The organism is Duganella radicis (assembly GCF_009720825.1).
GTDB classification, from domain to species: domain Bacteria; phylum Pseudomonadota; class Gammaproteobacteria; order Burkholderiales; family Burkholderiaceae_D; genus Rugamonas; species Rugamonas radicis.
Window position 1 is genome coordinate 294,034 of the sequence record NZ_WNKY01000001.1, and the last position, 15,763, is coordinate 309,796.

12 protein-coding genes and 2 pseudogenes are annotated in these 15,763 nt (G+C 61.7%); 11 read left to right on the forward strand and 3 right to left on the reverse strand.

The window, feature by feature from the left end; genetic code table 11:
- Positions 1–26 precede the first annotated feature (26 nt).
- On the forward strand, positions 27–2,138 hold the full coding sequence (gene fusA / locus GM676_RS01220) for an elongation factor G (RefSeq protein ID WP_155461551.1): 2,112 nt from the start codon (positions 27–29) through the stop codon (positions 2,136–2,138).
- Here the strand turns inward: fusA and GM676_RS01225 are convergent.
- Both GM676_RS01225 and GM676_RS31950 read right to left on the reverse strand, forming a co-directional pair.
- Positions 2,108–2,890 (reverse strand): sterol desaturase family protein, encoded by a 783-nt coding sequence (locus GM676_RS01225; protein ID WP_155461552.1) that lies wholly within the window; start codon positions 2,888–2,890, stop codon positions 2,108–2,110. The two genes, fusA and GM676_RS01225, sit on opposite strands and share 31 nt — an antisense overlap.
- A pseudogene (locus GM676_RS31950) lies at positions 2,890–3,012 on the reverse strand (PEPxxWA-CTERM sorting domain-containing protein); the annotation flags it as partial. The gene GM676_RS01225 and the pseudogene GM676_RS31950, both read right to left, overlap by 1 nt.
- A gap of 111 nt (positions 3,013–3,123) precedes the next feature.
- On the opposite strand from GM676_RS31950, the gene GM676_RS31955 reads away from it, so the two are divergent.
- Positions 3,124–3,429: a hypothetical protein gene (locus tag GM676_RS31955; RefSeq protein WP_229262473.1), complete on the forward strand. Its 306-nt coding sequence runs from the start codon at positions 3,124–3,126 to the stop codon at positions 3,427–3,429.
- An 87-nt stretch (positions 3,430–3,516) separates the two neighbouring features.
- Here the strand turns inward: GM676_RS31955 and GM676_RS01235 are convergent, their stop codons facing one another.
- Positions 3,517–3,996: a hypothetical protein gene (locus GM676_RS01235; RefSeq protein ID WP_155461553.1), complete on the reverse strand. Its 480-nt coding sequence runs from the start codon at positions 3,994–3,996 to the stop codon at positions 3,517–3,519.
- A gap of 61 nt (positions 3,997–4,057) precedes the next feature.
- Here GM676_RS01235 and GM676_RS01240 point away from each other — a divergent pair, with 61 nt between their 5' ends.
- From GM676_RS01240 to GM676_RS01280, 9 genes and pseudogenes are all read left to right on the forward strand, one after another.
- Complete coding sequence (locus GM676_RS01240) at positions 4,058–5,284, forward strand: hypothetical protein (protein WP_155461554.1); 1,227 nt, start codon at positions 4,058–4,060, stop codon at positions 5,282–5,284.
- A 93-nt stretch (positions 5,285–5,377) separates the two neighbouring features.
- Positions 5,378–7,057, forward strand: a complete 1,680-nt coding sequence (locus GM676_RS01245) for a methyl-accepting chemotaxis protein (protein WP_155461555.1) — start codon at positions 5,378–5,380, stop codon at positions 7,055–7,057.
- Positions 7,058–7,059: 2 nt separating this feature from the next.
- Positions 7,060–8,850 (forward strand): sensor domain-containing phosphodiesterase, encoded by a 1,791-nt coding sequence (locus tag GM676_RS01250; RefSeq protein WP_155461556.1) that lies wholly within the window; start codon positions 7,060–7,062, stop codon positions 8,848–8,850.
- Between the two features lie 30 nt (positions 8,851–8,880).
- On the forward strand, positions 8,881–10,254 hold the full coding sequence (locus GM676_RS01255) for a DUF2799 domain-containing protein (protein ID WP_155461557.1): 1,374 nt from the start codon (positions 8,881–8,883) through the stop codon (positions 10,252–10,254).
- Positions 10,255–10,385: 131 nt separating this feature from the next.
- Positions 10,386–11,987 carry an AAA family ATPase gene (locus GM676_RS01260; protein WP_155461558.1) on the forward strand — a complete coding sequence of 534 codons (1,602 nt, stop codon included), beginning with the start codon at positions 10,386–10,388 and terminating at the stop codon, positions 11,985–11,987.
- On the forward strand, positions 11,980–12,918 hold the full coding sequence (locus GM676_RS01265) for a hypothetical protein (RefSeq protein ID WP_155461559.1): 939 nt from the start codon (positions 11,980–11,982) through the stop codon (positions 12,916–12,918). The genes GM676_RS01260 and GM676_RS01265 overlap by 8 nt, the downstream gene beginning before the upstream one ends.
- Before the next feature lie 81 nt (positions 12,919–12,999).
- Positions 13,000–13,920 carry a phosphate acetyltransferase gene (locus tag GM676_RS01270; protein WP_155461560.1) on the forward strand — a complete coding sequence of 307 codons (921 nt, stop codon included), beginning with the start codon at positions 13,000–13,002 and terminating at the stop codon, positions 13,918–13,920.
- A gap of 4 nt (positions 13,921–13,924) precedes the next feature.
- Positions 13,925–15,121, forward strand: coding sequence for an acetate/propionate family kinase (locus GM676_RS01275; RefSeq protein WP_155461561.1), 1,197 nt, complete (start codon positions 13,925–13,927; stop codon positions 15,119–15,121).
- A pseudogene (locus GM676_RS01280) lies at positions 15,118–15,761 on the forward strand (SDR family oxidoreductase). The gene GM676_RS01275 and the pseudogene GM676_RS01280 overlap by 4 nt, the downstream one beginning before the upstream one ends.
- The last annotated feature ends 2 nt before the right edge of the window (positions 15,762–15,763 follow it).

Here is a 15,763-nt window from a genome sequence, read left to right on the forward strand (position 1 = left end):
TCATGTCGCACACTAAGGAGATTGTGATGACCCGCAAGACCCCCATCGAGCGTTACCGCAACATCGGCATCAGCGCCCACATCGACGCTGGCAAGACCACGACCACGGAACGCATTCTGTTTTATACCGGTGTTAACCATAAGATCGGCGAAGTGCACAACGGCGCCGCCACCATGGACTGGATGGAGCAGGAGCAGGAACGCGGGATCACCATCACCTCGGCCGCCACCACCGCCTTCTGGAAAGGCATGGCGGGGAATTTTGCCGAGCATCGCATCAACATCATCGACACGCCGGGCCACGTCGACTTCACGATTGAAGTCGAACGCTCGATGCGCGTGCTGGATGGCGCCGTGATGGTGTACGACGCTGTCGGCGGCGTGCAGCCGCAGTCGGAAACCGTGTGGCGCCAGGCGAATAAATACCATGTGCCGCGCATCGCCTTCATCAACAAGATGGACCGCGTGGGCGCGGACTTCTTCCGCGTGCGCGAGCAGATTGCCAATCGCCTGAAAGGCGTGGCGGTGCCGATTCAAGTGCCGCTGGGCGCCGAGGATAATTTCCATGGCGTGATCGACCTGGTCAAAATGCGCGCGATTAACTGGGATGACGAGACGCTGGGCGTCAAGTTCACCTACGAGGATATCCCGGCCAATCTGCAAGCCGTGGCGCAGGAGTGGCGCGACAAGATGGTGGAAGCCGCCGCCGAGGGCACGCCCGAGCTGCTGGAAAAATACCTGGACGGCGGCGTGCTGACGGAGGAAGAGATCAAGACCGGCCTGCGCCTGCGCACCATCCGCAACGAGATCGTGCCGATGCTGGCCGGCAGCGCCTTCAAGAATCGCGGCGTGCAGGCCATGCTGGACGCGGTGATCGAGTATCTGCCGTCGCCGGTGGACGTGCCGGCCATCGCCGGTCACGATGAAGACGACCAGCCGATCGAGCGACATCCGACCGACAGCGACCCGTTCTCGGCGCTGGCGTTCAAGATCATGACCGATCCGTTTGTCGGCCAGCTGACCTTCTTCCGCGTGTATTCCGGCGTGGTGAATTCCGGCGACACGGTGTACAACCCGACCAAGGCGCAGAAGGAGCGCCTGGGCCGCATCCTGCAAATGCACGCCAACGAGCGCAAGGAGATCAAGGAAGTGTATGCCGGCGATATCGCGGCGGCGGTGGGCCTGAAGGGGGTGACCACCGGCGATACTCTCAGCTCGCCGGACCACGTGATCGTGCTGGAAAAGATGATCTTCCCCGAGCCGGTGATTTCGCAGGCGGTGGAGCCGAAGACCAAGGCCGATCAGGAGAAGATGGGCATCGCCCTGAATCGCCTGGCGCAGGAAGACCCGTCGTTCCGCGTGCATACGGACGAGGAATCCGGCCAGACCATCATGTCCGGCATGGGCGAGCTGCATCTGGAGATTCTGGTGGACCGCATGAAGCGCGAATTCGGCGTGGAGGCGACGGTCGGCAAGCCGCAGGTGGCGTACCGCGAAACCATCACCAGGACCGCCACCGATGTGGAAGGCAAATTCGTCAAACAGTCCGGCGGCCGCGGTCAGTATGGCCACGTGGTGCTGACGCTGGAACCGATGGAGGCCGGCGGCAAGGGCTATGAATTTGTCGACGCCATCAAGGGCGGCGTGGTGCCGCGCGAATTTATCCCGGCGGTCGACAAGGGCATCCAGGAGACTTTGCGCAGCGGCGTGCTGGCGGGATATCCGGTGGTCGACGTGCGCGCCACGCTGACCTTCGGTTCGTACCACGACGTGGACTCGAACGAGAACGCCTTCCGCATGGCCGGCTCGATGGCCTTCAAGGAAGGCATGAGACGCGCGGGCCCGGTGCTGCTGGAACCGGTGATGCAGGTGGAAGTCGAAACGCCGGAAGAGTTCATGGGCAACGCCATGGGCGACCTGACGGCGCGCCGCGGCATGGTGCAGGGCATGGACGAGATCCCGGGCGGCGGCGGCAAGATCATCCGCGCCTCGGTGCCGCTGGCCGAGATGTTCGGCTACTCGACCACCCTGCGTTCACTGACGCAGGGCCGCGCGACCTACACCATGGAGTTCAAGCACTACGCGGAAGTACCGAAGCACATCCTGGATCAGATCGCGGTATCCAAGGTTCGCGGCTGATTCAATCCGTAACCTGCCGGCCAGTTTGGCGGCAGGTGCAGGGTGCCGAACAGCTTGTCGACCAGCGGCAAGGTCGGCGCGAAGTTGCGGTTGAATGGCTCGGCGCTGGTGTGGTGCCAGTGATGGAAACCCGGCGTGGCGATCAGCCATTCCAATGGGCCGAGCCGCACGCGCAGATTCGAGTGAATGAAGAATCCCCACACGGTGCCGATCACGATCACCAGCGCCGGCGTGGCCGCGCCGCCCATGCTGGCGCCGGCCAGGCCCAGGATATAAAGCGGCACCAGACCAAACATGCGGGTGACGATGATGTCGACCGGATGGGCGTGGGTATTGACCAGGAAGTACAGGTGCTCGGGCTGGTGATGCACCGAGTGGTAGCGCCACAGCCAGGGAATCTGGTGGCTCAGGCGGTGGCCCCAATAAAATCCCAATTCGGCGATCAAGACGGACAGCGGCAGCTTGACGACCAGCGGCAACGCGCCCAGCGTGGCGGGTATGGCCGCCGGAATCACGGCCTGCACGGCCACCGCCAGCAGCGACATCAGTGCGGCGAGTATCGCCGCTGGCAGCAGTCCGTTCAACAGATATAGTCCAAGGTCCAGCGCCAGCATCCGTCCTGTCAGTTTGGTGTGCCGCACCGCCAGCCAGCGTTCCAGCGGAACGAAGATCAGCGACAGCAGCACCAGCCAGACGGCCAGCCGCGCGATGTCGAGCGGCAGGTGGGACAGATGGGCGAGGACGTACTGCATTACGCTGCTTTGGCGTCAGCCTTGCGGCGGCGAGCGGTGAAACCGATCAGGCCCAGGCCCAGGCCCAGCATGGCCCAGGTTTCCGGTTCCGGTACGGCGGCGGTCAGCGATACGCCATCCAGCAGCGAGAATGGCGGTACGCCGGCTGGCGTGCCGACTGCCAGGAAGCTCAGCACTTCGCTGGCGCCGGTGGCGGTGAAGGTGAACGTTTCTTTCTGCCAGCCGGTGAAGCCATGGCTGTCGTTGCTCAGTACGCCGGTGGCATGGGTTTCGCCGCCCAGCGAGACTTTCCACTGCTCGGTGTTGGCGCCGTCAAAGCCTTGCTGCTGTGCGCCGGCCCAGTAGAAGGTCAGATTGTATTGCTGGCCGGCGACCAGGCCGTTGACGGTCTGGGTCAGTGGCGATTCCTGGAAGGCGCCGTCCGATGCGATGAAGTTGCCGCCGGCTGGGCCTGGGCGGCGCCGGCGGCCAGTGCGGCGGCTGCGGACAGGGACAGCAGAAGCGATTTAATGCGCATGTGGACTCCAAAGGAAAAGTGACAAAAGAATAACTTTCCAAAAAGATATTGTCACAAAGTGAACATATTTTAATAAGTATTTTTTCCATTGAAAATCATTTGTTTTGATTTAGAACGCTTTCAGTTTGAGCTGGATGGAGATGCCGCCGTACAGCCGGTCCTTGTAGGTTGGGATGATGGCGACGTTGACGCCCACGCGTTCGTATTCGTAGCTGAGGGTGGGGATGGCGGCGGGGAACCAGCCGCCATTGCGCATTTTAGGGTAGCCGTCAAAGGCGCCGACCACCGCGCCGATGCGCACCGGACCGACCTTCCAGGGTTGGTAGAAGGCGCCCACATAATTGGAGTAGGCGCGGTCGCTGTTGTAGAAGCGTCCGGCGGTGACCGAGGCCACGGTGTTGAAACGCCATTCGGCGCCGAGGCCGCCGTTGGCGCCGTTCAGGTCTTTGTCGCGCTGGAAGTGCCAGGTGTAGAAGCCGCCATTCAGCCACACTTCATTCAAGGGCGCGGGCTCGATGGTCTCAGCCATGGCCACACCGGACAGGCAGGCCAGCAACGCCGCACCGGCGGTACGCAAACTTTTCTTCATCCGAAGCTTCTTTCTTCGTCTAGGTTGAGGACGTTGGATTATAGCCGTGTATGATTCAGGCATGAAGCTACCCACCCCGATTTTGCTGGCGCTGGCCGTCAACGCCGTCAACGCTGGCGCCGCTGAATGGCGCGGCCTGCTCGATATCCGCGCGGTCGATTCCGACGCCGGCCGCAGTTTCCTGGACAGCGGCCTGGCCAAGACCCGTTATGACGAAAACTCCCCGCGCCTGAGCATCGGCCAGGCGGTGCTGCGCGGCGACGCCGACCTGAGCGACAGCATCAGCGGCACGCTGGAATTGAGCGCCGACCAGCAGCACCGTGGCGTGGTCGATGTGCGCGAAGCTTTCCTGACATGGAGTCCGGTGCCGGACGGCGCGTGGAAAACCCGCGTGCGGGCCGGCTTCTTCTTCGCGCCGACCAGCGTGGAAATCGATTACGACAGCGTCGGCTGGGTGCCGAAGCACACCATCTCCAGTTCCGCCATCAACAGCTGGATCGGCGAGGAGCTGCGCACCAACGGCGTGGAATGGAGTGCGCGCCGGCTGGGACGGTACAGTGGGGCGCCTTATGATGTGGGTGTACTGGCCGCCGTCTATACCGGCAATGACCCCACCGGCACACTGCTGGCCTGGCGCGGCTGGTCGATCAGCGACCGCATCGCCGGCCGCTTCGAAAGCGCCAAACTGGCCGATTTGCCGGTGTACCGGCCGCCTTCGGGCATCCTGCTCAAGCAGTGGCGCGAGATTCATCCGTTCCGCGAGATCGATGGCAAGCTTGGCTACTACGTCGGCGCGAACATGAACTTCGGCACGCGGCTTGAGCTGGCGGCGCTGCACTACGATAACCTGACCGACCCTCGGGTAGTGAAGGACGGCCAGTACGGCTGGCGCACACGTTTCGACCACATCAGCGCGGTGTGGCGCCCTTACGGCCAGTGGGAACTGGCGATGCAGTCCATGCGCGGCGATACCTTGATGGGGTGGAACGGCGTGGGACTGGACTTCCAGTCGTGGTTCGCGCTGGCCAGTCATCCGCTCGGCCCCGGCACGGCGGCGCTGCGCTACGACCGCTTCAGCACCAGCGAGCATGACATCCTCCCCTCGGACCCCAACAATGAAACCGGTTATGGCGTGGCGCTGGCTTACGACTGGCCGCTGGCCGGGAATCTGTCGCTGATGACGGAAGCGCTGCTGGTGCGCAGCGATCGCTCGGCGCGTGTGTTGATCGGCGAGCCGCAGGTACAAAAGGAGCGCAGCCTGACAATCTCGCTGCGCTGGCGCTTTTAAATGCCGACACGGCATCCCCCGTTAGAGAGGTGTTTTTACTGGCTTCAAGTAGTAAAGTTTCATCCAGTTTCATAATCTGCCAGAGGAGCTGGAATGGAAGTCAATAAAAAAGAAATCAGCGTGGCCGCGCGACTAGGGATCGGCTTTGGCATTATTTTGGCGATGATGCTGGTGTTATCGGTGCTCAGCGTGTTCAAGGTGAACGGCATCGACAACAGCCTTCAGCACATCAGTGAGGTCAACAACGTCAAGCAGCGCTACGCCATCAATTTCCGCGGCAGCGTGCACGACCGCGCGATCGCGCTGCGCGATGTGACGCTGGTCAGCGATGGCGAGCTGTCCGGCGTGATGGCTTTGATCGACAAGCTGGATAACGATTACCAGCAATCGGCCCGGCCGCTGGACGCCCTGTTCAGCGACGCCAAGGCCAAAATCACCACCGAGGAACGCAGTTGGCTGGAGAAGATCAAGCAAAGCGAGGCCCGTACCACGCCGCTGATCAAAAAGATTATCGATGCGCGCCGCGCCGGCGATATCGAAGGCGCGCGCAAGATGATGCTGGAGTCGGCCAAGCCGGCTTTCGTCGATTGGCTGGCCAGCATCAACGGCTTTATCGATCAGGAAGAAGACATGACCGAGGCCGAATCGGCGCTGGCGCGGCACGGTGCGCACAATTTCCAGTCGCTGGCCCTGGTGGCGGTGGCGATTGCCATCGCCATCGGCGTGGTGGTGGCCTGGCGCGTGACGCAGTATCTGCTGCGCGCTCTGGGGGCGGAGCCGGCGGAGGTGAAGGCGCTGGCCAATGCGGTTGACCGCGGGGAGCTGTATCACGAGATCGCGCTGCGCGGCCAGCACCAGGACAGCATCATGGCGGTGCTGGTCAAGATGAGTCGCAATCTGCGCCATACGGTGACCGAGGTGCATGATGCCGCCGCCGCCGTGGGCAGCATCAGCGACCAGATCTCCGAGCAGAACCAGCATCTGTCCAGCCGCACCGAGGATCAGGCCAGCTCGCTGGAGGAGACCGCATCGGCGATGGAGGAATTGACCGCCACCGTCAAGCAGAATGCCGACAGCGCGCGCGACGCCAATTCGCTGGCGCAGAACGCGTCCGATATCGCCAGCAAGGGCGGCGAGATTGTCGGCGAAGTGGTGCAGACCATGAACGCGATCGACGAGTCCTCGCGCAAGATCGAAGAGATCATCAGCGTGATTGACGGTATCGCATTCCAGACCAATATCCTGGCCTTGAACGCGGCGGTGGAAGCGGCGCGCGCCGGTGAGCAAGGCCGTGGCTTTGCCGTGGTGGCGACCGAGGTGCGCAGCCTGGCGCAGCGTAGTTCGACGGCGGCACGCGAGGTGAAGGCGCTGATCGATGAATCGGTGGCCAAGATCCACGCCGGCACCGAGTTGGTGGAGCACGCTGGTAGTACAATGCGCGACATTGTCAACAGCGTCAAGCAGGTGAGTGATATGGTGGGAGCGATTACGCTGGCCAGCGATGAGCAGCGCCAGGGCATCGAGGAAGTCAACCGCGCGATTTCGCAGATGGATCAGGTGACGCAGCAGAATGCCGCGCTGGTCGAACACGCGGCCGGCGAGGTTGAGGTGTTGCAGGATCAGGCGGCGCAGCTGAATCATGCCGTCAGCGTGTTCAAGACCCAGCGCGATGGTTGGCATGGGCGGGCCGCCGCCGCTGCCGGCGCCCACAGCGGCGCCACGGGCAGCGCGCGCGCCACGGCAGGTCTGCTGCCGGCGCCCGCGGGAGCGTGAGCATGCGGGACATCATGCTGAAGAATTCCGAGCCCGAGCGCCTGCAAGCGCTGCACCAATTGGGCATCCTGAATACCAACACCAGTGAATACTTCGACGCCATCACGCGCCTGACGATGGATATGTACGGCGTGGCCGGCGCCTACATTTCGCTGCTGGACAGCGACCGCCAGTGGCTCAAGTCCACCGTCGGCTTCTGCCCGCCGAACACGCAGCGTGACCAGACCTTCTGCACCTACACCATTCAGCAGGCCAGTGTGCTGATGGTGGAGGACACGCTGCTGGACGAGCGTTTCGTCAACAACTCCATGGTCACCGGCCCGCAAGCCGTGCGTTTTTACGCCGGCGCGCCGCTGATCACGCAAGAAGGCTATGCCATCGGCGCGCTGTGCGTGATCGACACCCAGCCACGCAGCCTGACTGCCGCCGAAAAGGACAAACTCACCACGCTGGCCGGCATGGTCATGTCTCACATCACGCTGGGCCGCGCGGTCGGCCACGTCGATTCGGTCAGCGGCATGCCGAACAAATACCAGCTGTTCGAAGACCTGACCGCGCAGGCCCGCGACAACAGCGGCCAGCGCCGCGTGCTGACCGACATCGACATGCCGGATGCCGCCAAGGCCTTCGAAATCATCCGCGTGCTGGGCGTGCCGGTCTACGATGAACTGGTGCGCGAAGTCGGCGCGCGTTTGCTGCGACTGTTCGAGGGCAGGGCGCAGGTGTATCACCTGACCGACGCGCGCTTTGCGGTGCTCTCGAACGATGAGGACACCGAACGCTTCATCGATTACCTGCACACGCTTGAGCCGGAACTGCAAGCGCCGTTCAACAGCCTGAATATTCCGATGGTGCTGCCCAGCTTTGGCGGCATCGTGCCATTTGAGCTGTGCACCAACTCCGCCAAGGACGCGCCGCGCAAGGCGGCTGCCGCCGTCAATCAGTCGCTGGTCAACCAGCAGCGCTGGAGCCATTACAGCAATGCGGAGGACGAAAAGCAGAAACGTGCCTTCCGCCTGCTGAACGACGTGCGCCACGCCATCGCCAGCGGCCACTTTGAACTGGTCTATCAACCCAAGCATGAGCTGAGCAACGGCGCCTGCCTGGCCGCCGAAGCCTTGCTGCGCTGGACGCATGCGGAACTGGGACCGGTCTCGCCGGCGGAGTTCATCCCGCTGATCGAGAAGACTGCCTTGATCGGACCGTTGAGCCATTGGGTGATCCGCACCGCCATCAAGCAGATCGCCGAATGGCATGCGGCGGGCCATCCGATCAAGGTGGCGATCAACCTGTCGGCTTACAATTTTGAAGAGCCGGACATCGTCGAGCGCCTGGCGGCGACCTGCCGCGAGTTTGGCGTCGACCCGCGTTATGTCGAAATCGAGTGTACGGAAGGCGTCTGGATGGAAGGTGCTGGCATCCTGAAAGCGCTGAACGGCATCCGCGATCTGGGCATGAGCCTGGCGCTGGACGATTTCGGCACCGGCTACAGCAACTTCGCGTATTTGCAGAAGGTGCCGGCCAGCGTGGTCAAGGTCGACCAATCGCTGATCCGCAACGTGGACGCCAATCCGCGCGACCAGCGCATCGTGCGCTCGCTGATCGGCCTTGCGCGCGAGCTGGATTACCAGGTGGTGGCGGAGGGCGTGGAGACCGAACGGTCGCTGGGCCTGATCCGCGACTGGGGCTGCGACCTGGCGCAGGGCTATCACTTCGCCAAGCCGCTCAGCGCAGCCGCCTTCCTCGATCACGCCATTCAGTACAGGGACAGCCACATGGCGATTGCCGCCTGAGGATAGCAATTTGGCACTATAATTCAGGCCATGAAAACCTCATTGCGCCTGATTCCCCTCATCCTGTTGCTGGCCGGTTGCCAGTCCCACATGCAGCGCGTCGCCGATTGCAAAGTCGGCGACTGGACCGCCATCGGTCACAAGGACGGCGTGACGGGCGAGCCGGCCAACTATGCCGAACGCAAGGACTTCTGCGACGACCACGCCGACAAGCCGGCCGTCGCCGACGCCGCCGCGCGCTATACCGCCGGCTGGACCCAGGGGAACCGGGACCTGTGGTTCAACCTTGGCCGCACGGACGGCAATGCGGGATCGCATGCGCAGTATGATCGTCACGCCGCCAGCGAGGATGTGCGCGACCACAAGACGCCGCTCAACCCATCCGCCTACGACGCCGGATGGACGGCCGGGAATTCCGATTACTGGCGCGATATCGGCCAGCGCGAAGGCGCCGCCGGCCAGCCGCTGACGCAGAAGGAAGCCAGTCGCGGCAAGGCTTCCGCCGCCCAACTGCGGTTTGACGAACAGGCTTACACCAACGGTTGGCGCGCCGGCAATCGCACCTTCTGGTCGGACGCAGGCTACAGCGATGCCCGCGGCGGCATTCCGGACAGCGAATTCCGTCACCGGGCGGCGGCCGCGCGCAGCGCCGGCGTCGAGGTGCAGGAAGATTCGTACCGCACCGCGTGGAACGCGGAAATCGTCAACTACTGGCGCAATCTCGGCACGCAGGACGCCACCAGCGGCAAGGAGTTCGGCACGCGCGGGCGCGAGGCCAAAGCCAAAGGCCTGAAAGTCTACGAGAAGGAATATCGCGAAGCGTGGGAAGCGCGCCTGCTGACCTACTGGCGCGACACCGGCGCGGCCGACGGCTACGGCCATCCCTTCATGCTGGAGCAGCGGATCAGCAATGCGAGTCGCGACGGCGTGTTCGTCATTCCCGGCACGCAGGACGCGTATACCAATGCATGGCGGGCGGAGAATGCGCGCTACTGCACGCCGGAGAATGCCTTCGAGCGCGGCCGCGCCAACAGCGGCATGGCGGTGGAAGTGTGCGCGCCGGCTTTACAAAACCAGATGAAGCACGCCTACGTCAGTGGTCAGGATTTTGAAGTGGCGGCGGCCAAGCACCGCCAGGCGGTGGCTGAGGCCAATGACCTGGCCAACCGCGTGCGCGATGCACGTGGGCGTCTGGGACGACTGGAGCGCGAGATCCGCGCCAGCCAGGAAGCGAAAGACCGTCCCGTCAACGACGAAACGGCCAAACAGGACAAACGCCGCGAACAGGAGCGGCGCGAACTGGCCGAGTACCTGCAACGACTGGAGCGCCAGCTGGATGATGCCCGCCGATGGGTCGATCGCCATGACCAGCAGATGCAGCGCCTGCGGCGCGAGATTTATTAGAACTCGAAAGTCGCCGATACCGAAGCGGTACGCGAGTAGCGCTGGGTTTGGCCTGTGGCGCAAACCGAAATGATTGTGCAACCAGCAGTAGACATTTATAGTGACGGAGCGACCAACTCCGGAGATACTTCTTGTCCAGCTGCGAAATCCACGCCATCTTTTTAAAAAAAGGTTCAAATACCGGCGTCATCAATCTTAGTCACCGATACGATCTCAATCATCGCGCAGAGCAGGTGCTGGTCGTCACCGACAGGGCGAATCGGCCACTGACGGAGAAACGCGTGGCGTCATTCACGACCCTTTTTGGCGAGAATGGATGCGGTAAGACGGAACTTATGATGCAGGTTTGCCAGACTTTTTCGCAGAGCGAAAAGGGACAGCGGCTTGGCGTCTTGTACAGCGAGGGCGGGAAGTGCTACCTTCATCCAGGCGAAGCGCTAAGCGGTTGGCGTGTCAGCCCCGATAGTGTTGACATTGAAATTGTCAGGCAAGCGCCAGCTCTCACTTCGATTTTCTATTCCAGCTCGCCCTTTGAGAATGCACGGCTGAAGGCAACGCTTTCCAGGCCTGGCATCATCGACGTCTGTCCCAAGTTCACTGAAGGCCTCGCCTTTGACGGACTGGCGCTATGCCAGAATCTTCATCACATCATCGAACAGCCAAAGTTTTTGCGCGACGCAAAGATTGAAGTACGCGGCTGGATCAGCGACGAGAATGAAGCGCACGTGTTGGTTGATGATTTGTTGAAGGAATTCGACAGCAAGTATCCTTCCCGGGAGGCTATCGTCGCAGCCGTACGTGAATGGATGCAGGCCATGCCTAAGGAGGATTCGGTTGCCACGCTGGCGAACCTCATCCTTATTATTAATAACGCACGTTACGGGAAAAAAATCGATATCTTTATTCGCAGATTAGCGCGGCTGATATCTGAAGTCCGTGCTCCGTCGCCGCCGGTGCCGAGATGGAAACCATTTGTTGAACTGTGTCGCGAAACTGTGGCTGTGGATGCGCGCATCAAATTCAACGGCGCGCAAGTGCTTGACTTCATCCAGCGCCTCGGCCGTCGTCTGGGCGGAGACGTCGGAGCGTATCGATTCAAACGCAAGGTTACACCGGGCAAACTGGCGGAGGCAATTGCGGAAACCGATAAATCTGGCGAACTCGCGCGCTTTGTAGTGAATTACGATTTTATGCAATTCACCGCAAATACCTTGAGTTCCGGCGAATTTGCATTCCTGTTTTTGTTCGCCGCGATTGGATCGGGCCTCAAACAGCTCACCGCCGCCGACGTGAACACACCAGTCTTCCTGTTAATCGACGAAGGCGAAATGTTCCTTCATCCGTCGTGGCAGGGAAGTTATATCAGCAAGCTCCTGAATTACGTCGAGAAGTGTAATTTGTTGGGCAGGAAAATTCACCTCATGATCTCGACCCACTCCTTGATTGTCGCGGCTGATGCTCCGCCCCGGACGCTGTTCGATGTCCAGTGGCTTGAGGTCAACAACGGCTTTGGATTGGGACCCAAGGCGGTACTGACCGACGTCTATCATATCGACGATTTCGCCGGTGCTTACACGGCCGAAAAAATCGAGAAGTTAGCCAAGTTCCTGCGCGAGCCGAAGGCAAAAGCAAACCAGGAAGTCAGGCAGATTGTCGAGGCGTTGGCGGACCCTGATCTGAAAAACTACGTGAACGAAGTCATCAGGGATCGCAGGAGCAAAGAGCATGCTTAAGCTGGCGCGTCTGTCTCAACAATACAAGGACGACTATGTCGCTGCGCGTAATGCGAAGTTCGACGAGGTCGAAGCCGAGGCCAACTTTGATGTCGCCGCAACCAAGCTGCCTTGGGCGCAGCCGTTTATCGATCACCTACGCGCCAACCGGGACACTTTGTATGGCGGGACGCCCAGCGAACTGGAGACGCAGATCGGCATCATCGAGGCGCATCCTGATTTCCAGAAGTTCGCCGCATACTGTAATCCGCGTCCCCGTGGCAAGGCAAAAAACAAAAAAATGGAGGCGTTGTGTGCATTGGTGGAGCGACTCTTCAATTACGGTAAGCTGAGCAAGAAAGCCGGCCCGACAGGCGCATACGGCTTGGTCAAGGCGCACCGTCAGCGCATATGCCCATACTGCCAGATGCATCATGTGAATTACCACATGACGGACAAAAGCCTGAAAATGCGGCCGCCCTTGGATCATTTTTATCCGAAGAGTGTTTATCCCTATCTGGCGATTTCGCTCTACAACCTGATCCCCAGCTGTGAACAATGCAATAGCCGCATCAAACTGGCAAAAAATCCGCTGCTTGACCGGCTTGCCCATCCGTTCAACGATACGCCAGCGCTGGCGTTTGCGACTTCGTGGAAGTCGTTGACAATAACGAACCGCATTTCCTCACCTGCGGATTTTTCGTTTTCCTTTGATGGGGTGTGTCCGGAATCAAAAAAGATGGTGAAGTTTTTTAAGCTGAACAAGCGCTATGAGTGGTACAACTTTGAGCTGCTCGATCTGGTGAATCGATACAACAAGTTCATGGATATGGCGCCATCGCTGATGAAGTCGGTGGACCGAGTGGCATACCTGACAGGCTTCAGCGAGGCCGATGCGGCGAAGCGCGCGATAGGACTGTTCCTTCTGGATGTCGCCAAAACCATTAAATAGCTTTGTGGCGTCGCACAAAAAAACGATTGATTTATTTGCATGAGTTGCTATTATTTCCGTGCCGTCTACTAAGGAGTTCGCATGGAAGTACTGCATCCGCATTACGACAGATTGATTGCCGCGGCGCGGCAAGCGGGGCCGGCGACGGTGGCCGTGGCTCATCCTTGCGACCGCAATGCGCTGGAAGGCGCGCTCGATGCGGCCAGTCTTGGCATCATCAAGCCGATACTGGTTGGACCGCAGGAACGCATCCGCCAGGTTGCCGAGGAGGCGCGGCTGGATATCTCGGCATTCCCTTTAATCGACACTGAACATTCCCACGCCTCCGCCGCGCGCGCCGTGGCGCTGGTGCGCGAAGGCCAGGCGTCCGCGCTGATGAAGGGCAGCTTGCATACCGATGAATTGATGGGCGCCGTGGTCGCCACCGCCACCGGGCTGCGCACCTCGCGACGTCTCAGCCACTGTTTTGTGATGGATGTCCCGGGCCGCACCGAACCGCTCATCATCACCGACGCCGCCGTCAATATCACGCCCACATTGAGCGACAAGGTCGATATCGTGCAGAACGCGATCGATCTGGCGCATGTGCTGCGATTCGATCCGGTGAAGGTGGCGATTCTGGCGGCGGTGGAAACGGTCAGCGAGAAAATGCCATCGACCATCGAGGCGGCGGCCTTGTGCAAGATGGCGGACCGCGGCCAGATTACCGGCGCGCTGATCGACGGCCCGCTGGCGATGGATAACGCCATCGATCCCGGCGCCGCAGCGATCAAGCATCTGGTGTCGCCGGTGGCCGGGCAGGCCAATGTGCTGGTGGCGCCGGATCTGGAGGCCGGCAATATGCTGGCCAAGAGCCTGACGTTCATGGCAGGCGCCAGCGCGGCAGGCATTGTGCTTGGGGCGCGTGTACCGGTGATCCTGACCAGCCGTGCGGATACTGTACAGGCACGGTTGGCGTCGTGTGCGGTAGCTGTGCTGGTGGCGCATAGCGCCGGGAGGTGAAAGCATGCAGGCCAACGACTGCATCATTGTGATCAATGCCGGCTCGTCGAGCATCAAGTTCTCGATGTTCAGCGGACCGTCGTTGGCCCTGACTTTGCGCGGCAAGATCGAGAACCTTTACAGCGGCGTGGCGCGCTTTGTCGCGCAGGATGCGCAGGGCGGCACCGTGGGCGAACGCCAGTGGCGCGACGGTCCGCTCGATCATGAAGGCGGCATGCGCTTCCTGGTCGATTTCGCGCAGACGCATCTGGATGGGCATCGCGTGGTGGCGGTTGGCCACCGCATCGTGCATGGCGGTGTGGCGTACAGCGGCCCGCAGCGTCTGGACGCGGCATTGGTGGACGCGCTGGAGAAGCTGGTGCCACTGGCGCCTTTGCATCTGCCGCATAATCTGGCGCCGGTGCGGTCGGTGCTGGCGATGGCGCCGCATGTGCCGCAAATCGGCTGTTTCGATACGGCCTTTCACGTCGGCCAGCCGCGCGAGGCGCAGGAGTTTGCGCTGCCGGCAAGGATCACGGAACTGGGCGTGCGGCGTTATGGTTTTCATGGTCTGTCGTATGAATACATTGCCAGCGTGCTGCCGCGGGCCGACGCCGGGCTGGCGCATGCGCGCGTGGTGGCGGCGCATCTGGGCAATGGCGCCAGCATGTGTGCGATGGACGCCGGCCGCAGCGTGGCCAGCACCATGGGCTTCACGGCGGTCGACGGCCTGCCGATGGGCACGCGCTGCGGGGCGCTCGACCCGGGCGTGGTGCTGTACCTTATGCAGCAACTGGGCATGGATGTGGCGGCGGTGCAGCGCTTGATGTATCAGGAGTCCGGCCTGCTGGGCGTATCCGGAATTTCGTCGGACATGCGCACGCTGGAACAGAGCGCCGATCCGCGTGCCAGGGCGGCGATCGATCTGATGGTGTACCGCATTGGCCGTGAACTCGGCTCGCTGGCGGCGGCGCTGGGCGGCCTGGATGCACTGGTGTTCTCCGGTGGCATAGGCGAAAACAGCGTGTCCTTGCGGGCCCAGGTTTGCCGCGATGCCGCCTGGCTGGGCGTGCAGCTGGACGATGCGGCCAATGCCGCCACCGGCCCGCGCGGCGTGACGCGCATCAGCGCCGCTGGCAGCAAGGTCGCGGTGTGGGTGGTGCCCGCCAACGAGGAATTGATGATCGCGCGTCATGCGCTGGAACTGGTGGAGGCGTCATGAACACGGAAACGGTGTATCCCATTTTGTCCGGCAAGCGCGCGTTGGTGGTTGGCGTGGCGAATGAGCATTCCATCGCCTGGGGCTGCGCGCTGGCCTTCCGCAAACTCGGAGCGGAGGTGGTCCTGACTTACCTGAACGAGAAGGCGCGGCCACACGTTGCCCCGCTGGCCGAACAAATCGATGCGCGCCTGCTGCCACTGGATGTTACGCAGCCCGGCCAACTGGAAGCCGTCTTCGCCGAGCTGGCGGGGCAGGGCAGTCTGGATATCCTGGTGCATTCGATCGCCTTCGCGCCAAAGGCCGACCTGCAAGGCGGGTTGCTGGACTGTTCGCTGGACGGCTTCCTGCAAGCGATGGATGTATCTTGCCACTCCTTCATCCGCATGGCCAAACTGGCCGCGCCCTTGATGAGGGACGGCGGCAGCATGTTCGCCATGAGCTACCACGGCGCCGATAAAGTGGTCCCCAACTATAACGTGATGGGGCCGGTGAAGGCGGCACTGGAAGCCGCGCGCCGCTGGGCGAATTGGTGGACATCGTCGATGTCGGCAATACCTGCGCCTATCTGGCGTCGCCGTACGCCAGGCGGCTAACCGGCAGCATCGTTTATGTGGACGGCGGCTTGAATATCATCGCCTGAAA

What these genes read in the sequence shown, in the direction of transcription:
- GM676_RS01275 (WP_155461561.1), top strand. Translation starts at nt 13,925, where the DNA reads ATGCAGGCCAACGACTGCATCATTGTGATCAATGCCGGCTCGTCGAGC.
- GM676_RS01250 (WP_155461556.1), top strand. Translation starts at nt 7,060, where the DNA reads ATGCGGGACATCATGCTGAAGAATTCCGAGCCCGAGCGCCTGCAAGCG.
- GM676_RS01225 (WP_155461552.1), bottom strand. Translation starts at nt 2,890, where the DNA reads ATGCAGTACGTCCTCGCCCATCTGTCCCACCTGCCGCTCGACATCGCG.
- GM676_RS01270 (WP_155461560.1), top strand. Translation starts at nt 13,000, where the DNA reads ATGGAAGTACTGCATCCGCATTACGACAGATTGATTGCCGCGGCGCGG.
- GM676_RS01255 (WP_155461557.1), top strand. Translation starts at nt 8,881, where the DNA reads ATGAAAACCTCATTGCGCCTGATTCCCCTCATCCTGTTGCTGGCCGGT.
- GM676_RS01240 (WP_155461554.1), top strand. Translation starts at nt 4,058, where the DNA reads ATGAAGCTACCCACCCCGATTTTGCTGGCGCTGGCCGTCAACGCCGTC.
- fusA (WP_155461551.1), top strand. Translation starts at nt 27, where the DNA reads ATGACCCGCAAGACCCCCATCGAGCGTTACCGCAACATCGGCATCAGC.
- GM676_RS01245 (WP_155461555.1), top strand. Translation starts at nt 5,378, where the DNA reads ATGGAAGTCAATAAAAAAGAAATCAGCGTGGCCGCGCGACTAGGGATC.
- GM676_RS31955 (WP_229262473.1), top strand. Translation starts at nt 3,124, where the DNA reads ATGGCTGTCGTTGCTCAGTACGCCGGTGGCATGGGTTTCGCCGCCCAG.
- GM676_RS01235 (WP_155461553.1), bottom strand. Translation starts at nt 3,996, where the DNA reads ATGAAGAAAAGTTTGCGTACCGCCGGTGCGGCGTTGCTGGCCTGCCTG.
- GM676_RS01265 (WP_155461559.1), top strand. Translation starts at nt 11,980, where the DNA reads ATGCTTAAGCTGGCGCGTCTGTCTCAACAATACAAGGACGACTATGTC.